The sequence below is a fragment of the Terrabacter sp. AAH1 genome, assembly GCF_054456855.1.
Genome location: NZ_JBTJJV010000002.1, coordinates 302,542 through 321,873 on the forward strand (window position 1 = coordinate 302,542; position 19,332 = coordinate 321,873).

General features: G+C 71.9%; 14 protein-coding genes. 10 read left to right on the forward strand and 4 right to left on the reverse strand.

Translation table 11 applies throughout. The features are described 5' to 3' along the window. Positions 1 to 11: 11 nt before the first annotated feature. The 7 genes from ACXR8F_RS05375 (at position 12) to ACXR8F_RS05405 (ending at position 10,798) form a co-directional block, all read left to right on the forward strand. Positions 12 to 1,517 (forward strand): DUF58 domain-containing protein, encoded by a 1,506-nt coding sequence (locus tag ACXR8F_RS05375; RefSeq protein WP_458799052.1) that lies wholly within the window; start codon positions 12 to 14, stop codon positions 1,515 to 1,517. Then, the gene (locus ACXR8F_RS05380; protein WP_458799053.1) at positions 1,514 to 4,213 is read left to right on the forward strand and encodes a DUF3488 and transglutaminase-like domain-containing protein; all 2,700 of its coding nucleotides are present in this window, start codon (positions 1,514 to 1,516) and stop codon (positions 4,211 to 4,213) included. The genes ACXR8F_RS05375 and ACXR8F_RS05380 overlap by 4 nt, the downstream gene beginning before the upstream one ends. After that, on the forward strand, positions 4,210 to 8,610 hold the full coding sequence (locus tag ACXR8F_RS05385; RefSeq protein WP_458799054.1) for an FtsK/SpoIIIE domain-containing protein: 4,401 nt from the start codon (positions 4,210 to 4,212) through the stop codon (positions 8,608 to 8,610). The genes ACXR8F_RS05380 and ACXR8F_RS05385 overlap by 4 nt, the downstream gene beginning before the upstream one ends. A gap of 274 nt (positions 8,611 to 8,884) precedes the next feature. Continuing rightward, positions 8,885 to 9,160, forward strand: a complete 276-nt coding sequence (locus ACXR8F_RS05390) for a WXG100 family type VII secretion target (RefSeq protein WP_082080755.1) — start codon at positions 8,885 to 8,887, stop codon at positions 9,158 to 9,160. Positions 9,161 to 9,210: 50 nt separating this feature from the next. Further along, a complete protein-coding gene (locus tag ACXR8F_RS05395; protein ID WP_458799055.1) occupies positions 9,211 to 9,486 on the forward strand; it encodes a WXG100 family type VII secretion target in 276 nt (91 codons plus the stop codon). A gap of 230 nt (positions 9,487 to 9,716) precedes the next feature. After that, the gene (locus tag ACXR8F_RS05400) at positions 9,717 to 10,304 is read left to right on the forward strand and encodes an RNA polymerase sigma factor (protein WP_458799056.1); all 588 of its coding nucleotides are present in this window, start codon (positions 9,717 to 9,719) and stop codon (positions 10,302 to 10,304) included. Further along, positions 10,301 to 10,798 (forward strand): carboxypeptidase regulatory-like domain-containing protein, encoded by a 498-nt coding sequence (locus ACXR8F_RS05405; protein WP_458799057.1) that lies wholly within the window; start codon positions 10,301 to 10,303, stop codon positions 10,796 to 10,798. Before ACXR8F_RS05400 ends, ACXR8F_RS05405 begins: the two co-directional genes overlap by 4 nt. Before the next feature lie 24 nt (positions 10,799 to 10,822). Here ACXR8F_RS05405 and ACXR8F_RS05410 read toward each other — a convergent pair whose 3' ends face one another. After that, positions 10,823 to 13,384, reverse strand: a complete 2,562-nt coding sequence (locus ACXR8F_RS05410) for a CHAT domain-containing protein (protein ID WP_458799058.1) — start codon at positions 13,382 to 13,384, stop codon at positions 10,823 to 10,825. A 241-nt stretch (positions 13,385 to 13,625) separates the two neighbouring features. On the opposite strand from ACXR8F_RS05410, the gene ACXR8F_RS05415 reads away from it, so the two are divergent. Then, positions 13,626 to 14,849 carry a S8 family peptidase gene (locus ACXR8F_RS05415; RefSeq protein ID WP_458799059.1) on the forward strand — a complete coding sequence of 408 codons (1,224 nt, stop codon included), beginning with the start codon at positions 13,626 to 13,628 and terminating at the stop codon, positions 14,847 to 14,849. Between the two features lie 61 nt (positions 14,850 to 14,910). Here ACXR8F_RS05415 and ACXR8F_RS05420 read toward each other — a convergent pair whose 3' ends face one another. Beyond that, positions 14,911 to 15,549: a peroxiredoxin gene (locus ACXR8F_RS05420; RefSeq protein ID WP_458799060.1), complete on the reverse strand. Its 639-nt coding sequence runs from the start codon at positions 15,547 to 15,549 to the stop codon at positions 14,911 to 14,913. A gap of 200 nt (positions 15,550 to 15,749) precedes the next feature. Between ACXR8F_RS05420 and ACXR8F_RS05425 the strand changes: the two genes are divergently transcribed. Then, entirely contained in the window at positions 15,750 to 16,424 is a 675-nt protein-coding gene (locus ACXR8F_RS05425; RefSeq protein WP_458799061.1) for a DedA family protein, read from the forward strand. A gap of 227 nt (positions 16,425 to 16,651) precedes the next feature. After that, positions 16,652 to 17,401 carry a DUF4190 domain-containing protein gene (locus tag ACXR8F_RS05430; protein ID WP_458799062.1) on the forward strand — a complete coding sequence of 250 codons (750 nt, stop codon included), beginning with the start codon at positions 16,652 to 16,654 and terminating at the stop codon, positions 17,399 to 17,401. Positions 17,402 to 17,519: 118 nt separating this feature from the next. Here ACXR8F_RS05430 and ACXR8F_RS05435 read toward each other — a convergent pair whose 3' ends face one another. Further along, positions 17,520 to 18,611, reverse strand: coding sequence for an inositol-3-phosphate synthase (locus ACXR8F_RS05435; protein WP_045189093.1), 1,092 nt, complete (start codon positions 18,609 to 18,611; stop codon positions 17,520 to 17,522). 3 nt (positions 18,612 to 18,614) lie between these two features. Then, positions 18,615 to 19,262 carry a PadR family transcriptional regulator gene (locus ACXR8F_RS05440; protein ID WP_045189095.1) on the reverse strand — a complete coding sequence of 216 codons (648 nt, stop codon included), beginning with the start codon at positions 19,260 to 19,262 and terminating at the stop codon, positions 18,615 to 18,617. Between the last annotated feature and the right edge of the window lie 70 nt (positions 19,263 to 19,332).

A 19,332-nucleotide genomic window follows, 5' to 3' on the forward strand; every position in this document is an offset into this window, starting at 1 on the left:
AAGGGGACCGCATGACCCAGCAGGACCAGGGGGCCACGTCGTCGCGTCGCGGCGGCCGCTTCCGTATGCCGTCACGCCGGGGAGCGTCGGCCGGCGCCGCCGCGCCCGTGGCCGGCGCGCCCGTGGCCGGCGCGCGCGTGGCGGCGGCGGCAGCGTCGGCCCCCGCGGCCGGGAGCCGCGCGAGGGCCGTCACCGGGACGACGAGCCGCGGCATCCGCCAGATCACCCAGCCGATCACCCGCTCCATCGAGCAGGTGGCCGACCAGACCCAGGGTGTCTGGCGGCCCGTCGCCGGCGTGCTGCGCTGGGTCTCGCCGCTCGGGTGGACGATCCTCGGGCTCGGTGTGGCCTGCTGGCTCGTCGGTGCGCGCTGGGGCTGGACCGAGCTGCTCATGGTGGCCGCGGCCGCCCTCGTGCTCTTCCTCGTCTGCTTCGCGCTCGCGCTGGGTCGCACGAAGGTCCGCATCCTGGCCGAGGTCGATCCGCGCCGGGTCGTCGTCGGTGAGCCGGCGACGGGGCGGATCCTCGTCACCAACGAGGCCCGCACCCCGATGCTGCCGATCCTCGTCGAGCTGCCCGTGGGGCTGTCGGCCGCGCGCTTCGTGCTGCCGGCACTGACGCCGGGCAACGCCCACGAGGAGCTCTTCGTCGTCCCGACGTCGCGCCGCGGCGTCATCCAGGTCGGCCCGGCGACGACGGTGCAGGGAGACCCGCTCGGTCTCATGCGCCGCACCCTGACGTGGACCGAGCGCACCGAGCTGTTCGTGCACCCGCGCACCGTCGCGCTCGAGTCGCTCGGGGCGGGCCTGCTGCGCGACCTCGAGGGCAGCACCACCGAGGACGTCTCGATGAGCGACCTCGCCTTCCACGCCCTGCGCGAGTACCAGCCGGGTGACGACCGCCGCTACATCCACTGGCGCAGCTCGGCCAAGGCGGGTCGCCTGCTCGTGCGCCAGTTCCTCGACACGAGGCGCTCGCACGTGACGATCATCGTCGACCCGGACCCGGAGCAGTACCGCTCCGGCCACGGCAAGACGGGCCGCACCGACCGCGACGTCGAGCGCGACGTCATGGCGGCCAACGCGCCGACGGCCATCCAGGCCGACGTCGAGACGGCGATCTCGGTGGGGTCGTCGATCATGGTCCGCGTCATGCTCGACGAGCAGGACTGCACGATGGTCTGCGGCGCGCAGAAGGTCACGAAGTCGGTGCCGCAGGTCGGACTCGACGCCATGTCGCGGGTCGAACCCGGCCCCATCGACCTGTTCGCGGTGAGCCTCGATGCCACCGATCTCGCGCCGGACACCTCCACCGTCTTCATCGTCACCGGCCCGCACCGGCCGTTCATCGAGCTGCAGCGCGCGGCCGGGCAGTTCCCGCCCGAGGTGACGCGCGTCATCGTCGTGGTCGACCCGCTGGCCGAGCACGGCCTGCGCCGTGGTGGGGGTCTCACGATCCTCACGCTGAGCACGCTCGAGGACCTCCGTCCCCTCCTGTTCACCGGAGTCGCCCGATGACCCAGACCGCCATTCCCGCACCGCCGCCGAGTGCGCTCGTGCAGCCACCGACCGTGCGCGAGCGCGTGGGGGCCCAGCTGGCGAGGCTGCGGCCGTCGGCCCCGATGCTCGTCGACGCCGGATTCACGGCGGCCCTCGTCGGCATCGCCCTCGTGGGCTTCCGCACGACCTTCTTCGGGCTCGGCTGGCTGTGGGTCGGTCTCGCCGGCCTGCTGCTCGGCCTCGTCGTGAGCCACGTGGGGGCGGCGTTCCGGGCCTTCGGTGTCGTGACGCTGCTCGGCGTCGCCGTGGCCTACCTGCTCCTGGCGGGACCGATCGCCGTGCGCGAGGACCTCGTCGCCGGGTTCCTCCCTTCGGGGTCGACGTTCGCGACCCTCGTGCACATGGCGGTGCCGGGCTGGAAGGAGCTGCTGACGGCCCTGCCGCCGGTGGACTCCGAAGGCCCGTACATGGCGCTGCCCTTCCTCTTCGGGCTCGTCGGCGCCGCCCTCACCTACGGCGTCGCCCGCCGGTGGCCCGGCGCCGTCCTGGCGCTCGTCGCGCCCATCGCGCTGCTCGTCGCCTCGATCGTGCTCGGCACGTCCACTCCGGCCGCGGTGCTAATCCAGGGCGCCGTGTTCGCGCTGGTGGCCATCGGCTGGGCGGCCCTGCGCAGCAACCGCAACCGCCCGGCGCTCCAGAACGGCGCCGGTCGCACGACGCGCGCCCTGACGACGGCCGCCCTGCTCGCCGTCGCCACCGTCGGTGGCTTCTTCGTCGGGCCGATGCTCCCCGGCGCCGACCAGGGCCGCACGGTCTTCCGTTCCTCGCTCACGCCGCCGTTCGACGTGAGCCAGTACGCCTCACCGCTCGCCGGTTTCCGGCAGTACACCGAGCCCAACGGGGCGAAGCAGTTCGACAAGACGCTGCTCACGGTCAAGGGCCTGCCGGCGAACGTGCCGCTGCGCTTCGCAGCTCTCGACTCGTACGACGGGTACGTCTGGGGCGCGGGCAACTTCGCCAACCTCGGCGACGGTCCCGTCCCCGAGGGCACGAGCTTCCGCAAGGTCGGCTCGCACATCGGCGCCGAGGGCCCGGGGCAGGAGGTCACGGCAACCGTGTCCGTGCCCGCGGGTGGCTACAGCGACGTGTGGCTCCCGACCTTCGGCACCGTCACCGGCCTCGACTTCGGCGGCGGCCGCGGCGACCAGCTCGAGGACGACCTGCGCTTCAACATCGACACCAACACCGGTGTGCTTCCGGTCAGGCTCGCGGCCGGTGACCAGTACACCGTCACCGCCTACGTCCAGACCCCGCCGAAGGACCTGCCGAAGACGGTCGACGTCGCGGACGGCTCGACCGTCGACGTGTCGGCGCTGACGTTCCTCGACGACAAGGTGACGCCGTGGACCGACCGGGTCGACGGCCAGTGGGAGAAGGTCGCGGCCGTCGCCAAGGCCCTCCAGGACGGTGCCTACACGGACGGTGGGGCGCCCGGCGACTACCAGAACGTCTTCCTGCCCGGGCACAGCCTGCTGCGGATGAGCCAGTTCATGAAGTCGACCCAGCTGGCCGGCAACGACGAGCAGTACGCCGCGGCGTACGCGTTGGTCGCCAACCGCCTCGGCGTCCCGGCGCGTGTCGTGCTGGGCGCGATCCCCGAGGCGGGCGGGGTCGTCAAGGGCAAGGACGTGCGGGCGTGGGTCGAGGTCAAGCTCGCCGACGACTCGTGGTTGCCGATCCTCGCCACACAGTTCGTCCCCGAGCGGAACAAGAAGCCGCAGCAGCTGATCCGCAAGTCGGAGGAGAAGAAGACCGGCGCGCAGGTGCCGCCGCCCGCGGCCAACAACCCGCCGAGCGTGCTCCAGGGCCCCGACCAGGCGCAGAACGCGACGCAGCTGCGCAACCCCCCGAAGGACGACAACCCCCTCAACCCCGACAACTGGCCGGACTGGCTGCGCTGGCTGGTCTTCTACGTGCTCCTCCCGCTCGCCGTCCTGCTCGTGCTCTACGGAGCGATCCGGGGTGCCAAGTGGCTGCGTCGTCGACGCCGGCGCACGACCGGGAGCACGGCTGCACGGGTCACCGGTGGCTGGCGCGAGATCATCGACGCCGCGCGCGATCTGCGGATGCCGCTGCCCGCCAAGGGAACCCGCCTGGAGCAGGCGCGCGCGCTGGAGCTGCACGTCGACGGGCCCCCGCCGCCGAGGCCCAGCGTCGTCGTCGACGGGGCTCTCATGGGTGCGCCCATGTCGAGTGCCCACTTTCCGCCCAACCCGGCGACGGTCACGCCGTCCCCTGACGGGGGGAAGGTCAGCACTCGACCACTGGCGCTCGTGCCGGTCGCAGCCGCCGCCAACGGGCACGTCTTCGACGTGGAGGAGCCGTCGCCGGAGGAGGTCGCGGCCTTCTGGGAGGACGTCGACACCGCGCGTCGTCGCCTCCGGTCGGGCCAGTCGCTCTGGCAGCGTCTGCGCGCCGACGTCTCACTGCGCACGTTCCGTGACCACCTGCCGACGGGCTCGGGCCTCGGTCCGGCCGCCCGCCGCACCACGCGTGGGCAGGGCAAGGCGACTCCGAGCCGGCGACGCGGCCGCAGCACGAAGGCCGGCGTCGGCACGGTCGCCCCCGGCGACACGAGGGCGAGCCGTCGAGGAAACGGACGCAAGGGCAGGGCGAAGGCCGGCACGGGTGCCGGCAAGAAGGGTGACGCGTGAAGCTGAAGTTCGTCCTCCGGTCGGGCGACCGGGAGACCGATCTCGTCGCGACCACCGACTCGGCGACGACCGTCGGAGACCTCGCCGCCTACCTGGCCGCGGCCGACCCGAACCGCCCGAGCGTGCTCGGCGTCGACGCGTCGATGACGCTCGCGCTCGTCGACCAGGACCTGCGCGGTCTCGACCCCCGGGCCACCGTCGCCGAGAGCGGGCTCCAGTCGGGCATGCGCGTGTCGGTCACGCGGGCCGGCGAGGGGTTCGTCGACCGCGGCCGGCCGGCGGCGGTGGCGTACATCCGCTCCGGCCCCGACGCGGGCAAGGAGTTCGCGCTCGCCCGCGGCACGGCATACGTCGGCCGCGGGCGCGGCTGCGAGGTGCAGCTCGCCGACGAGTCCGTGTCGCGCAAGCACGCCAAGCTCGTCATCCAGGAGGTCGTCGAGGTCGTCGACCTCGGCTCGGCCAACGGCATCACCGCCGGCGGCCAGCAGGTGACGCGCGCCCACCTCAAGAGCGGCGACGTCGTGCGGCTCGGCGACACCGAGCTCGAGGTGCACGTCCAGGGTGACGGTGTCGTGAGCCGGCCCGGCAGCGGCGTCCTCTCCGGCGACGCCGGCACCGTGGCGTTCTCGCGCTCGCCGCGCGTCGCCCCGCTCTTCAAGGGCCAGGAGTTCCAGGTCCCCGACCTGCCCGAGCGCGGCAAGATCCAGCCGATGCCCATGGTCGCGATGGTCGTGCCGCTGCTGATGGGCGCCGTGCTGTTCGCGATCACGAAAAACGCCTTCAGCATCGTCTTCATGCTGATGATGCCGCTGATGATGGCCGGCACCTACTACGAGGCACGCCGCCAGCAGAAGAAGGACTTCGCGCAGGCGATGGTCGACTTCAAGGAGGACCTCGGCCTGCTGTCGCAGCGCATCCGCGGCTCGCTCGACGCCGAGGGCCACACCCGCCGCGGGGAGCACCCCAGTGGGGCGGAGTGCCTGGCCGCGGTGCGTGACCGCAGCGCGCTCCTCTGGACCCGCCGCCGCGACGTGCCCGGGTACGCCGAGCTGCGACTCGGGCTGGGCACGCTGGCGTCGCGGTCGGCGATCAAGATGCCGGCCGTCGGACGATCGAAGGCCGAGGCCTGGCTCGAGGTGTCCGAGCAGCTGCGCGGCCTCGAGGTGGTGCACGACGTCCCCGTCGTCGCGACCCCCCTCTCGGACGGCGCGATCGGCGTCGCGGGCCAGCGCGGCAACGCGCTCGGCGCCGCGCGGTCGGTGGTGCTCCAGGCCGCCGCCCTGCACTCGCCGGCCGAGCTCGCGGTCTGCGCGTTCGCGTCGGGCAGCTCGGCGCGCGACTGGGACTTCCTCAAGTGGCTGCCGCACACCACGTCGCCGCACAGTCCCGTCGGCACCGGCCACCTCGCGGCCAGCGCCCCGGCCTGCTCGGCGCTCGCCGACGCCCTCGAGGACATCGTCGACGCCAAGGGGTCGCCGAGCGAGCAGCAGGAGGCCACCGCCACCCGCCCCACCGTGCTCGTGCTCGTCGAGGGCGACGCCCCGATCGACCGCAGCCGGCTCGTCGCGATCGCCGAACGTGGCCACCGGCACGGTGTGGTCATCGTGTGGGTCGCCGAGTCCCAGCAGCTGCTCCCCGCTGCGTGCCACACCTTCCTCGTCGTCAGCGACGACGAGAGCTCGCTCGCCGGCTACGTCCAGGCGGGTGAGCAGGTGCAGCCCGTCGCGGTCGACCGGATCGGCTACGACGAGGCGATGGCGTGTGCCCGCATGCTCGCGCCCGTCGTCGATGCCGGCGTGCCGGTCGACGACGCGAGCGACCTGCCCCGGGCCGTCTCGCTGCTCACCCTCGCCGGCACCGACCTGGCCAGCAGTGAGCAGGCCGTCATCGAGAAGTGGGGCGAGTCGCGCTCGATCCTCACCGGGCCCTACGCGCCTGCCGTGCTGCCGCGCAAGCCCGGCAACCTGCGGGCGATCGTCGGCCAGTCGAGCCAGGGCACCTTCTCCGTCGACATCCGCAGCGACGGCCCGCACGCCCTCGTCGGCGGCACCACCGGCGCCGGCAAGTCCGAGCTGCTCCAAGCCTGGATCCTCGGCATGGCGGCCGCCCACTCCCCGCAGCGCGTCACCTTCCTGCTCGTGGACTACAAGGGCGGATCGGCCTTCCGCGACTGCGTGAAGCTGCCACACACCGTCGGCCTCGTCACCGACCTCTCGCCGCACCTCGTGCGCCGGGCGCTCGCCTCGCTCGCCGCCGAGCTGCACTACCGCGAGCACCTGCTCGCCCGGCACAAGGCCAAGGACCTCGTCGAGCTCGAGCGCCGCGGCGAGGTCGACGCCCCGCCCTCGCTCATCATCGTCGTCGACGAGTTCGCCGCCCTCGTGCAGGAAGTGCCCGAGTTCGTCGACGGCGTCGTCAACGTCGCCCAGCGCGGCCGGTCGCTCGGCCTGCACCTCATCCTCGCGACGCAGCGCCCGGCCGGCGTCATCAAGGACAACCTGCGCGCCAACACCAACCTGCGCATGGCGCTGCGGATGGCCGACGAGAACGACTCCGACGACGTGCTCGGCAGCAAGGAGGCCGCGTTCTTCGACCCGTCGCTGCCCGGCCGCGCCGTGTCCAAGACGGGCCCGGGCCGGCTCGTCCCCTTCCAGACGGGGTATGCCGGCGGGTGGACCTCCGACGTGCCGCCCCCGCCGGACATGAAGGTCGAGACCCTCACCTTCGGCGCCGGCATCGAGTGGGAGCCGCCGCGCGGAGAGGGCAGCGACGACGCCGTCGACCTCGGCCCCACCGACATCCAGCGTCTCGTCGGCAGCCTGGGCCGGGCGGCCCGGATGGCCCAGCTGCCCAAGCCGCGCAAGCCGTGGCTGCCCGACATGCGCCCCGTCTACGACCTCGCGACGCTGCCGACCCAGCGCCGCGACGACGAGCTCGTCTTCGGTGTCGCAGACGACCCCGACAACCAGGCCCAGCCCGAGGTCGCGTTCCGCCCCGACAAGGAGGGCAACATCGCGATCTACGGCACGTCGGGCTCGGGCAAGTCGGTCTTCCTCCGCTCGATGGCGGTCGCGGCCGGCTACACGGTGCGCGGCGGCCCCTGCCACGTCTACGGGCTCGACTTCGGCAACCGGGGTCTCGCGATGCTCGAGACGCTGCCGCACGTCGGCTCGATCGTCCCCGGCGGCGACCACGAGCGCGTGACCCGCCTGCTGCGCATGCTGCGCGCGACGATCGACGAGCGGGCCACGCGCTACTCGGCCGTGAGCGCGGCGACGATCACCGACTACCGCCGCCTGTCGGGACACGGCGACGAGCCGCGCGTCATCGTCCTCATCGACGGCATGACCGCCTTCCGGCAGGCCTACGAGGTGGGTGGCCGGTTCCAGTGGCTCGACATGCTCGCCGGGCTCGCTGCCGACGGCCGTCCGGTCGGCGTGCACTTCATCATCGCCAGCGACCAGCGCACCGGCCTGCCGACCAACCTCGCCGCCGCGGTGCAGGGCCGGATCATCCTGCGCATGAGCAACCTCGACGACTACTCGGTGTTCGGGGTGCCGGGCGACGTGCTCACGATGGCGTCCCCTCCCGGTCGCGGCCTCATGGCCGGCTCCGAGGTGCAGGTCGCAGTGCTCGGTGGCTCGTCCGACGTCACGGTGCAGGCCGCCGCGATCGAGGCGTTCGCCGACGCGACCCGCAAGGCCGGCGTCAGCCAGGCGCCGCCCATCGAGAGCCTCGCCGAGGAGATCCCGCTCGGTGACCTGCCGGCGGAGTTCGGGGGCCGGCCCGTCCTGGGTGTCGCCTCCAGCTCCCTCGCGCCGCACGGCTTCGACCCGAAGGGCACCTTCATCATCACCGGCCCGTCCGGCTCCGGTCGCACCACGGCCGTCGCCGCCACCGCGGCCGGACTCTTCCGGTTCAGCTCGGCGTCGGCGCTCTACCTCATGACGCCGCGCCGCAGCTCCGAGCTGCTCGACCTCGGCATCTGGGCCGAGACCGCCGTCGGCGCCGGCCCGACCTCGGCACTCGCGACGCGCCTGGCCGAGGAGATCGACGAGGGCCGCATCACCCGGCCCGTGGCCGTCTTCGTCGAGCGCATCGACGACCTCGCGCCGTCCGGCGCCGAGAACGCCCTGACCACCCTCGCCAAGGCCTGCGTCGACAACGACCAGCTCGTCGTCGCCGAGGGCGAGGCGGCGTTCTTCAGCAGCAACTTCGGCTTGCAGGCGCTGCTCAAGACGTCGCGTTCCGGCCTGGCGCTCCACCCGGACGGCAACGAGGGCCTGTCGGTGTTCAAGGCCAACCTGCCCGCCCTCAACCGCGCAGAGCTCCCCCCGGGCCGCGGTTTCGTCGTCGAGAAGGGCAAGTTCGAGCTGCTCCAGGTGGCCAAGCCGTGATGCTCGAGAGGTCATCGAAAAGCCTGCGCCACATGGGGATTCGTGGTGCCACACGGCATACGCCCGGGTGTGGGCCAACCCGGGGAGGTCATGGGGAGTGCTCCCCATCGACACCCCACGAACGGTCACATAGGTTCATGCATGTCGACGAAAGCCGCCCATCAGGCGAAAAGGGTGCAGACGTCGAGGAGTTTGGCAAGGCGCGGGCCTGAACGGTTGGTCCGGAAGAGAACTTCCCGAATCAGTCGGGGGAACACAGGCAAAGGAGAAGGTCATGGCTTGGCTCGGAATGAACGACGATGAGGTCAACGCCCAGGGCAACGTCCTGCAGCAGCAGGCGGAGGCCATCCAGAAGCTCATCACGAAGGTCGACCAGGAGGTCGAGTCGCTGAAGCAGAACTGGCAGGGTGACGACTCCAAGCAGTTCGAGCAGGAGTGGACCGGCACGCACCGTCCCGAGCTCCAGAAGGCCCAGAAGCTGCTCACCGAGATGAAGTCGACGATCGACCGCGAGGTCCAGCAGCAGCGCTCCACCTCGTCGCAGTACTGATCGACCTCACACCAGACCAACCACACGCAGACTTCTGAAGGGGAACTGACATGGCTGTTTACAAGAAGGGCATGAACGCCGACGCGGTGTCCGCGTCCGGCGACAAGCTCACCGGCTACAAGGGCGAGCTCGACGGCATCGTCGAGGCCGTCAACAGCGCCGTCTCCACGATCAAGGGCAACTGGGGCGGCACCGACGCCGAGCAGTTCCAGAGCGACTGGCACGGCCAGCGCCAGGTCGTCTCGGCCGCCGGCGACAAGCTCGACGCCATGGGCAAGAAGTGCAAGACCAACGCCGAGACGCAGAAGCAGACCTCGTCGAAGTGAGCCGGGCTGCTGCGTGAGCCCCGCTCCGCAGCACCGGACGAAGGGTGGCCGTTCCCGCGGGGGGAGCGGCCACCCTTCGTCGTTCCCCTGACTGGCCGGCCGGGCCGTATGCCGTCCGGTGACGTTTCACGGGAAACGTCGGCAGGCGGTGGCTTGATGTATCAAACGGGATGTCCCTCACGTCTTCAGGGGGTGACACCTAGACTGAGCACCCAGAGAGGGGGCGAGGCATGGGCGGACCCGGTGAGCTCACCGAGCTGCTCGCCCGCGCCTCCCGCGGCGACGCCACGGCGTGGAACGCCATCGTCGACCGCTTCGCGTCGCTGCTCTGGGCCGTGGCACGCGGCCACCGGCTCAGCCAGGAGGACGCCGCCGACGTCGTGCAGAACTCGTGGCTCAAGCTCCTCGACCACCTCGACGACATCGCGCAGCCCGAGGCCCTGGCGGGCTGGCTCGCGACGACGGCCCGCTACGAGTGCCTCGCGCTCCTGCGCAAGAGGGGCCGCGAGCACCTGGTGCGCGACGACGACCTCGCGACGAACGTCGTCGACGAGCAGGTGCGCTCGCTCGACGCGTCCCTGCTCGACGACGAGCGCGACGCGCACCTGTGGGCGTGCCTCGGGCGTCTCTCGGAGCGTTGCCAGGTCCTGCTGCGGGCGCTCATGGCGAGCGACCGTCCGAACTACAAGGCCATCGCGGAGGCGCTCGGCATGTCGATCGGCTCGATCGGGCCGACGCGGATGCGCTGCCTCGACAAGCTCAGAGACCTCGTCGGCAGCGGCGACTACACGTTCGACCGAGGAGGGCAGTCGTCATGAGCACGCATGAAACGCGCGACGGTCTGCACCCCGACGACCTCGAGCTGCTCGAGCGGCTCGGCCGCATCGCGGCCGTCGTCGACCCGGTGCCCCCGGATGTCGTCGAGCTCGGGCGCGCGGCCTTCGAGCTGCACCGGGCCGACACCCTGCTCATGTCGCTCGTCTCCTTCGGCGCCGACGCCGCGGCAGCGGTGCGCGACAACGGATCCGCCACGGCGTCGCACCTGCTGGTCTTCGAGCTCGGCGCGATCTCGGTCGAGATCGAGGTGGCCCGCAAGGGCGAGTTCGCCCGCGTCATCGGGGTCGTGATGGCCGGTGACGAGGCGTATGCCGGTGAGTGCCGGGTCTCCCTCGAGACGTCGGCGTCGACCACGACGCAGGTGCTCGACGCGGGCCGCTTCGCGTTCGAGCGGGTCCCGGTGGGCCTGGCCCGCCTCGTGCTCGACCGTGACGGTGAGCAGCCGATGCGGACAGCCTGGTTCGACGCCCGCTGACGGCGAGAGCGCCGGCCGCTCCTCCTACGAGCCCCAGGCGGTGAACGACGCCGCGGTCGCCGCGAGCAGGGGGTCACCGGCGGCAGCGAGCCGGGCTGCGTGCAGCCCCTCCGCGAGCGAGCAGCCGGCGGCTACGGCCGCGTGCACGTGGGTCATGACGCGGGCAGTGGCGACGTCGTTGACCGGGTTGACGCTGGCCACCACCGAGCGCGTGCCGATGGCGAGCAGGCTCGACACGAGGCCCAGCGCCTCGTCCGCCCCGATCGGGTGCACGCCGCCCGAGTCGCACGCCGAGAGCACCACCGCCCGTGGGGGCCGCCGCAGCCGGTCGAGGTCGTGGACCATGAGCGGTCCGTCGGCCAGCATGAGCGAGGAGAAGAGCGGCGCGTCGCCCCGGAAGTCGCCGTGGGCCGCGAGATGCGCCAGGTGCGCCCCCTCGAGAGCCTCGAGGGTGCGCTCCACGGTCGCCTCGTCGCCGCCGAGCACCGTGGCGTCCGCGTGCAGGCGGCGCAGCTCGGTGACCTCGCGCTGCTCCGTGCTGAGCCCCGGACCGGTGACGAGGGCGACGTGGGCCGTCCCGCCCTGCGTCTGGCCGGGTTCGTCCTGCTCCTGCGCCCGTGCCCACAGCGCGGTGGACGGCGACACGACGAAGGCCGTGTCGCGGAACACCGGCATCAGACCGAAGGGCACGGTGAGCAGGTTGGCGGCCGGTGAGATGAGCACCGACTGCCGGCTCCACGCGGGGTCGGGGTCGCCGAGCAGGGCGTCCTGCAGCTGCCGACCGGCGCGGTCCACGTCGACGACCCGGCCGTAGGCCGCACGGCGCAGGGCGAAGCGTGCGTAGGAGGCCTCGCGCTCGGCCGCCGTCAGGTCTCCGAGCCGGCGCAAGCGGGCGCGACCGTCGGCCACGGTGACGGTGTGCAACACACCCCGCACCACGAGGATGTAGACGAGCACGGTCTCGCCGAGCAGCTCGCCCAGCCGGTGCAGATCGGGTCCGGGGCTGTCCGAGCTCTCGGCTCGCAGCTGCCGGTAGCGGTTGCGCACGCTCGCCTCGAGCCGTGACCTCTCGCGCACGAGGTGTGCCTCCTCGCCCTGCAGGGTGAGCCGTCGCGTGACGTCGCGCAGCGCCGACACCTGGGTGGCGAGGACCTCGTCGTCGGGTGGGGTCGCCGACGGCCCGGTCAGCGAGGTCGCACGCCAGCGGTCCGCCCACCACAGCACCGCCCGGGCGTCACCGGCACGCACCGCGTCGTCGATCGCGATCGACACGAGCTCGAGCCCGTAGCCCGTCGCGAGGGAGCGCAGCTCGAGGTCGCCGATGAGCGAGCGGTGCTCGTCGACGGCGTCGAGCCCGCGACGGCAGGCGTGCCGCAGGGCCCGCCGGTCGCCGACCTGCTCGGCGAGCAGCGCCCGGGCGAGCCACGCGGCGGCCCTCGGGAGCGGGGCCCCGTCGTGCCGGCGGTCCGCCGCCTCGTGCAGCGCCCGTGACCGCATCCGCAGGTGGCCCGTGTCACCCGCGACCTGCGCCAAGAGCAGGAGGGCCTCCGGCACCGCCGGGTCGTCGAGGCGACGCAGGGTCCGCAGGAGGGCACGGGTGCGCTCGAGCAGGTCCGGGAGGGACGGGCGCGGGAGGGCGCTCACACCCTCGGCCGACTCGCGCGCGTGCTGCTCGGCGGCATACGAGGCCTCGAGGGCGAGCAGGTTCGAGCGGGCCGCCCAGCGGTGGCGCCGGTGCGAGCGGAAGGTCGCCTCGGCGGCACGAGCCCGCTGCACCGCGACGTCCCACTCCTCCTGGAGCATGGCGGCGCGCGACGACGCGAGCAGCAGGTCGCCCCGCCACACCGCCGCGAGGTCGTCGCGCGCCAGGGCGGCGTCGAGCATGTGCTCGGCCTCGCTCGCGAGCCGGGCCGTGAGCAGCGCCTCGGCGTGGTCGACGAGCTGCTCGACGGGGTCGACCCCAGCGGCGCGGTAGCGTTCCTCGGCCTGCTCCATCAGGGTCAGGGCGTGCACGACGTCACCCCGCTGCAACGCCACGAGGGCCCGGTTGCGGGCCGACATCGTCGCCTCGAGGACCTCACCGATCTCGAGGTGGACGGCCTCGGCAGCCGCATAGTCGACGCTCGAGCCGGTCGAGTCACCCATGGCTCGTCGCACGTCACCGCGCGAGCCGAGCGCCCTTCCCTCCCAGAGCCTGTCGCCGGCGCGATGGCTGAGCTCGGCGGCTTCGGTGAGGTCGCGCACCGCGTCGTCGTAGCGTCCGAGCAGGCCGAAGGTGCAACCGCGCAGGTGCAGCACCCGGTGCCGGGCGGGCCCGGTGCTCAGACCCAGGGCGCGCTCGAGCTGGCCGAGGCCCTGCGAGGTGCGTCCGGCGAAGACGAGCGTCGTGCCGAAGGTCGCCCTCACCTCGGCCTCGCGGTCGGGTCCGGCCCGGTGGGCGGCGCGCACGGCCGAACGGGCATGGCGGAGCGCGACGTCGGTGCGCCCGCGGTCACGCTCGACGATGGCGATCGCGTGGTGCGCGAGGGAGCGGTCCCGGTGGCTCGGTCGCCCGGCGAGGATCTCCAAAGCGGACGCGGCGGCCACGTCCGGCTGCGATATTGCGAGGGGAAGCAGCTCCTCGGCGCGGCGACGGGGGGCCGGTGTATCACCGGCGACGCCCGCGTCGTCTGCAGCCTGATCGGCTTTCATGGCACACCCCTGTGTCCGCGTCCCTGGGAGGTTTCTGGTGAATACCCGCGATGATCGCAGCAACGGCAACGGCGGGAAGGGGGTTCAGGGCCAGCAAGGTCGCGCTCCTTGGTGGCGCCCGTGGAAGGCGGACGTCATGAAGGAGAGGTCCGATGCGCAGGTCGCCCTGATCCTCGAAGCCGTCCGGGGGCACCAGGTGGAGGTTCACCGTGGCGCAGCGGGCACTGTCGACTACATCCGACGGCGGCGCCTGCTCACCGACATCGACGACGTCCCGGTCGTCTACGAACACCTCGGCCGCACCCCCCCACCGCGGAGGGAGCGCAAGAACACCAAGCTGGAGAAGCTGCACCGCTTCGACGTCGACCTGCCGCACGGTCAGAGCCTGGACGAGCTGCTCGACGACCTCGATAAGGCCGTGCGCCCCGGCGCCGTAACACCGGACTACCTGCTGCACGTCTGCACCACGTGGTGCGGGGCGACCGAGCCCTACCCGACCACCGCGACCGAGCCCGCCGACCGGAACCGCAGTCCGGAGGCCACGGGTTCGGACGTGCGGGTGGCCGTCGTAGACACCGGCAGGCTCGAGGACGTCGTCCAGGCGCACGACTGGCTGAGACTCCCGACGCTGGTCGATGGTGACGAGGAGCCGGACGACATCGGGCACTACGCGGGCCACGGCACGTTCATCGCCGGGGTCGTCCGCGCGTATGCCCCGGAGTCGCAGGTCCGCGTCGAGTCGGTGACAACGATGGGAGGCACGGTCTTCGAGAGCGACATGGTCGACCAGCTGATCGAGGCGCTCGAACGCGACCACCCGCAGGTCATCAGCTTCTCGGGCGGCACGCGGACGCGTGGCGATCGGCCGCTGAAGTCGTTCGAGATGTTCTACGAAGAGCACCTGCGGGCGCTCGGCGACGAGACCGTGATGGTGTGCGCCGCCGGCAACGACGGTGACGAGGGCAAGTTCTGGCCCGCGGCCTTCGACTGGGCCGTCGGGGTGGGGGCCCTCGATGACGACCGCGCGTCCGTGGCCAACTATTCGAACCGCGGTAGCTGGGTGAACGTGTACGCGCTGGGCACTGACATCCTGAACGCCTACCCCGACGACCAGCCGTACACCTACATGGAGCCCCCGGATCTCGGCCTGCCAGCAGCCAGCTTCCCGACGGGGATGGCGAGCTGGAGCGGCACGTCGTTCGCCACCCCCATGGTCGCGGGTCTGATCGCGGCCAGGATGTCGAAGAGTCCCCGGCACAACGCGCGCCAGAGCTGCAACGAGGTTCTGGCCTTCGCGTCGAGAGACCCTGATCCCCAGGGCCGGCCGCGGTTACGCAACGCGAGCGCCGCAACTGGCTGATTCGCGGAGCGCCGCGACTGAGGGGGTGGCTGCGACCGGGCGCCCCCTCAGCGCGGTCAGCTCAGGCGGGGACGGTGGTGAAGCGCAGGTAGGGCTTGACCTCCTCGACCGCGTCGTGGCCGAAGCGCTCGCGGGCGTCGGCGGTCGACAGGGTCGGGGCCACGATGACGCGCTGGCCGTCCTTCCAGTCGGCGGGCGTCGAGAACGGGCCGCTGTCGGTGACCTGCAGCGCGTCGACGGCGCGCAGGATCTCGTCGAAGTTGCGGCCGACGCTCTTGGGGTAGGTCAGGCTGAGGCGCACGGTGTTCTTCGGGTCGATGACGAAAACCGACCGCACGCCCGAGGTGTCGCCCTCGCCGGGGTGGATCATGTCGTAGAGCTCGGAGACCTGGCGCGAGTCGTCGGCGATGATCGGGTAGCCGACCGGGGCGCCGCCGACCTCCTCGATGTCGCTCTTCCACGCGTCGTGCTGCTCGACGGGGTCGACCGACACGGCGAGCACCTTGACGCCGCGGGCGTCCCACTCGTCCTTGAGTGCGGCGACGCGGCCGAGCTCGGTCGTGCAGACGGGGGTGAAGTCGGCCGGGTGGCTGAAGAGCACGGCCCAGCTGTCGGCCTTCCAGTCGTGGAAGCTGATCGGGCCCTCGGTCGTCGTGGCGTCGAAGTCGGGGGCGGTCTCGCCCAGTCGCGGTGTAGCCATGGCTCGTCCTCTCGCGGGTCGGGCGCACGTCGCGCTCCGGTCTGCGAGCCATTCTGACCAGAGAACCATGCATCGCGTTATGGGTGTCCAAATGTTGTGACGCGGGTTCAGCGGACGCCCAGCCGCGGCGCAGAGACTGCGCTGACACGGCGGCGCCGCGCCGCCCGCCGCCCCGAACCCCGTCCCCAGAGGAGTCCTGCGTGAGCGCCCTGCTCGACACCATCACCTCCGAGGTGCTCCACGCGCCCGTCTGGCTCGTGCTCCTCGTCGTCGGCGCCGTCGTCTTCGTCGAGGACGCGATCTTCGTCGGCTTCGTCGTCCCCGGTGAGACCGTCGCCATCCTCGGTGGCGTGGCAGCCTCCCTCGGCCACGTACCACTGGCGGCAGTCCTCGTGGTCGTCGTCGTGGCAGCGATCGTCGGTGACAGCGTCGGCTTCGAGGTCGGTCGCCACCTCGGCGGCCGCGTCGTGCGGCTGAGGGCCTTCGACCGGCACCGTGACCGCATCGACCGGGCCCAGGACTTCCTCGGCCGACGAGGCGGGGCCGCCGTCTTCCTCGGTCGGTGGACCGCCTTCCTCCGCGCCGTCATGCCGGCGCTCGCCGGCATGTCGAAGATGCATTACCCGACCTTCCTGGCGTGGAACGCGGCCGGCGGGATCGCCTGGGGCAGCGTCGTGGTCACGGCCGGATACCTCGCCGGACAGTCCTACTCCAAGGTCGAGACCTGGCTCGGACGCGGGGCGGCGGTCGTGGTCGTGCTGGTCCTCGTCGTCGCGCTCGTCGTCCGGCAGGTGCGCCGTCACCGGGGCCAGGGCGAGTCGCACGGGCCGGCGGGCTCCGCCAGCGCCACCTCCCGTATGCCGTCGAACGGCTGACTCCCGCCTGACTGCCGCGGCCCGTCGCCGCGCGCACGTCACGATCCGGGTGAGCTGACCGGGTGGGCGCCTGATCGGCCGGCGCCCGTGCGATGCTCCACGGCGTGACCGACGAACTGCCGCCCCCGAGCGGCCCTCCTCAGCCGAACCCGGACGTCGACTCGCCCGTCCGGGCCGCTGACTCCTCGCACCCCGTGACGGCTCCGATACCGGTCCCGCCACCCCTCATGCCTCCCCCTGACGGGCGCACCGGCCGGTCGGGCACGCCGGGTGCCCACGTCGCACCCGGCCAGACCGATCCGCCGTATGGGATCCCGGCGGCAGCCCCCCCGGAGACCGGGGACCCCTTCACCGCGCGGCCACGCATCCCGGTGCCGGGCAGCAACGGTCTCGCGATCGCCGCGCTCTGCTGCGGCATCTTCGGCTTCGTGCCGCTCGCCGCGGCCGTCGCGATCGTGCTGGGCATCGTCGCCCTGAACCAGCTGCGCGACCGGATCCAGAGGGGCAAGGGGATGGCGATCGCCGGCCTGGCGCTCGGTGTCCTCTGGGTGCTGGGCTGGGTCGCGTTCATCGTGGCCGTGGCGACGGACGCACCCGCCCGCAATGCCTCAGGTGCGGTCACGCAGTCGTCCGACGCCTCCGTCGAGGACCTGAAGGCCGGCGACTGCTTCTCGGGAGCAGGTCGCACGGAGGTCGACAGCGTCACGATCGTCCCCTGCACCTCGCCGCACGAGAGCCAGGTCGTGACGATCTTCGCGATGCCCTCGGGGCCGTGGCCCGGCGAGGACAAGGTCGTGGCGGCCGCCGAGGACGGCTGCTCGGAGAGGGCCGACCCGCTCCTCACCCGCCAGGCCTTCGACGACCTCCGGCCGTCGTTCATCTATCCGCAGGACGCCTTCTCGTGGCGCGGCAGCCGCGAGATCATCTGCACCGTCGACGCTCCGAAGGGCACCACGACCGGCTCTGCCCTGAGGTGACGCGCGAGGCCCCCTTCCGGCTGGAAGGGGGCCTCGCGGCATACCGGAGTGGTGGTGGGGACGCTCGCAGGCTCGCGATCGCCACCCACCCCCGGCTCCAGCTCGGTGTGACCTGAGGTCAGCGCTCCTCGGTGCCCGCGATGAAGGCCTCGAGCTTGGCGCGACCGAGGTCGTCCGGACGCTGCTCCGGCGGGGACTTCATCAGGTAGGACGAGGCGGACAGCAGGGCGCCACCGACGCCGCGGTCCTTGGCGATCTTCGCCGCGCGGATGGCGTCGATGATGATGCCGGCCGAGTTCGGCGAGTCCCACACCTCGAGCTTGTACTCGAGGTTCAGCGGCACGTCGCCGAACGCGCGACCCTCGAGGCGGACGTAGGCCCACTTGCGGTCGTCGAGCCACGCGACGTAGTCGGACGGGCCGATGTGGACGTTCTTGCTGTCGACGAGGCCGGCGAGCGGACCGGTGAGGTTGCTCGTGACGGCCTGCGTCTTGGAGACCTTCTTGGACTCGAGGCGCTCGCGCTCGAGCATGTTCTTGAAGTCCATGTTGCCGCCGACGTTGAGCTGGTACGTGCGGTCCAGCACGACGCCGCGGTCCTCGAACAGCTTGGCCATGACGCGGTGCGTGATGGTGGCGCCGACCTGGCTCTTGATGTCGTCACCGATGATCGGCACGCCGGCGGCCTCGAACTTCGCGGCCCACTCGGGGTCGGAGGCGATGAAGACCGGCAGCGCGTTGACGAAGGCGACGCCCGCGTCGATCGCGCACTGGGCGTAGAACTTGTCGGCCTGCTCGGAGCCCACCGGCAGGTAGGAGACGAGGACGTCGACCTTCGCGTCCTTGAGGGTCTGCACGACGTCGACCGGCTCGGCCGCCGACTCGTCGATCGTCAGCTTGTAGTACTTGCCGAGGCCGTCGAGCGTGTGTCCGCGCTGGACCGTGACGCCCGTGGTGGGCACGTCGGCGATCTTGATCGTGTTGTTCTCGGAGGCGTTGATGGCCTCGGACAGGTCCTTGCCGACCTTCTTGTCGTCGACGTCGAACGCGGCGACGAACTCGACGTCGCCGACGTGGTAGTCGCCGAACTTCACGTGCATGAGGCCGGGGACGCCGGTGGTGGCGTCAGCGTCCTTGTAGTACTCGACACCCTGCACGAGCGAGCTCGCGCAGTTGCCGACGCCGACGATGGCGACGCGTACGGATCCCATGGATCACTCCTTGTTGTTGGTGGTCTTGCGCTGGGTGGTGATGTCGGTGGTGTCGTCGTATGCCGCCGGGCCGGGGTCGAGGGCCGCCCGGCGTTCGGCGACGATGAGCTCCTCGAGCCAGCGCACCTCGCGCTCGGCCCGCTCCTCGCCGTACTGCTGCAGGGCGAGGGTGTAGCTGTCCATGCGCTCGCGGTTGCGGGCGCTGACCTCACGCACGTTGGCCAGGCGCTCCTCGAGGCGGGAGCGCCGGCCCTCGAGGATGCGCAGGCGCACCTGGGCCTCGGTGCGTGAGAAGAAGGCGAAGCGGACGTCGAAGTCGTCGTCGTCCCAGGCGTCGGGTCCGCTGGCGGCGACGAGGGCCTGGAAGTGCTCCTTGCCGTCGGGCGTGAGCTCGTAGGTGATGCGGGGACGCTTCGAGGGGCCGGTGCGCGTGGCCTGCGGCTCCTCGGTCTCGTGGATCCAGCCGGCGTCGACGAGGTGCTTGAGCGCCGGGTAGAGCGAGCCGTAGCTGAGTGCCCGGAAGATGCCGAGCGCGGTGGTCAGCCGCTTGCGCAGCTCGTAGCCGTGCAGGGGGCCGTCGTGGAGCAGACCGAGCACCGCGAACTCGAGGAGCGCGGCGCGGCGGCTCTGTGGACGGTCCTGCTTGGGCACCCGTCAACAGTACACGCAGATATATCGCAGCGATACATCAAGGTGACACATCCACGAGGGATCCTGGGAT

Bases quoted from the DNA above. Each gene is read 5' to 3' on its own strand.
- ACXR8F_RS05400 (WP_458799056.1), top strand. From the start codon at position 9,717: ATGGGCGGACCCGGTGAGCTCACCGAGCTGCTCGCCCGCGCCTCCCGC.
- ACXR8F_RS05420 (WP_458799060.1), bottom strand. From the start codon at position 15,549: ATGGCTACACCGCGACTGGGCGAGACCGCCCCCGACTTCGACGCCACG.
- ACXR8F_RS05430 (WP_458799062.1), top strand. From the start codon at position 16,652: ATGCCTCCCCCTGACGGGCGCACCGGCCGGTCGGGCACGCCGGGTGCC.
- ACXR8F_RS05380 (WP_458799053.1), top strand. From the start codon at position 1,514: ATGACCCAGACCGCCATTCCCGCACCGCCGCCGAGTGCGCTCGTGCAG.
- ACXR8F_RS05405 (WP_458799057.1), top strand. From the start codon at position 10,301: ATGAGCACGCATGAAACGCGCGACGGTCTGCACCCCGACGACCTCGAG.
- ACXR8F_RS05395 (WP_458799055.1), top strand. From the start codon at position 9,211: ATGGCTGTTTACAAGAAGGGCATGAACGCCGACGCGGTGTCCGCGTCC.
- ACXR8F_RS05415 (WP_458799059.1), top strand. From the start codon at position 13,626: ATGAAGGAGAGGTCCGATGCGCAGGTCGCCCTGATCCTCGAAGCCGTC.
- ACXR8F_RS05375 (WP_458799052.1), top strand. From the start codon at position 12: ATGACCCAGCAGGACCAGGGGGCCACGTCGTCGCGTCGCGGCGGCCGC.
- ACXR8F_RS05390 (WP_082080755.1), top strand. From the start codon at position 8,885: ATGGCTTGGCTCGGAATGAACGACGATGAGGTCAACGCCCAGGGCAAC.
- ACXR8F_RS05435 (WP_045189093.1), bottom strand. From the start codon at position 18,611: ATGGGATCCGTACGCGTCGCCATCGTCGGCGTCGGCAACTGCGCGAGC.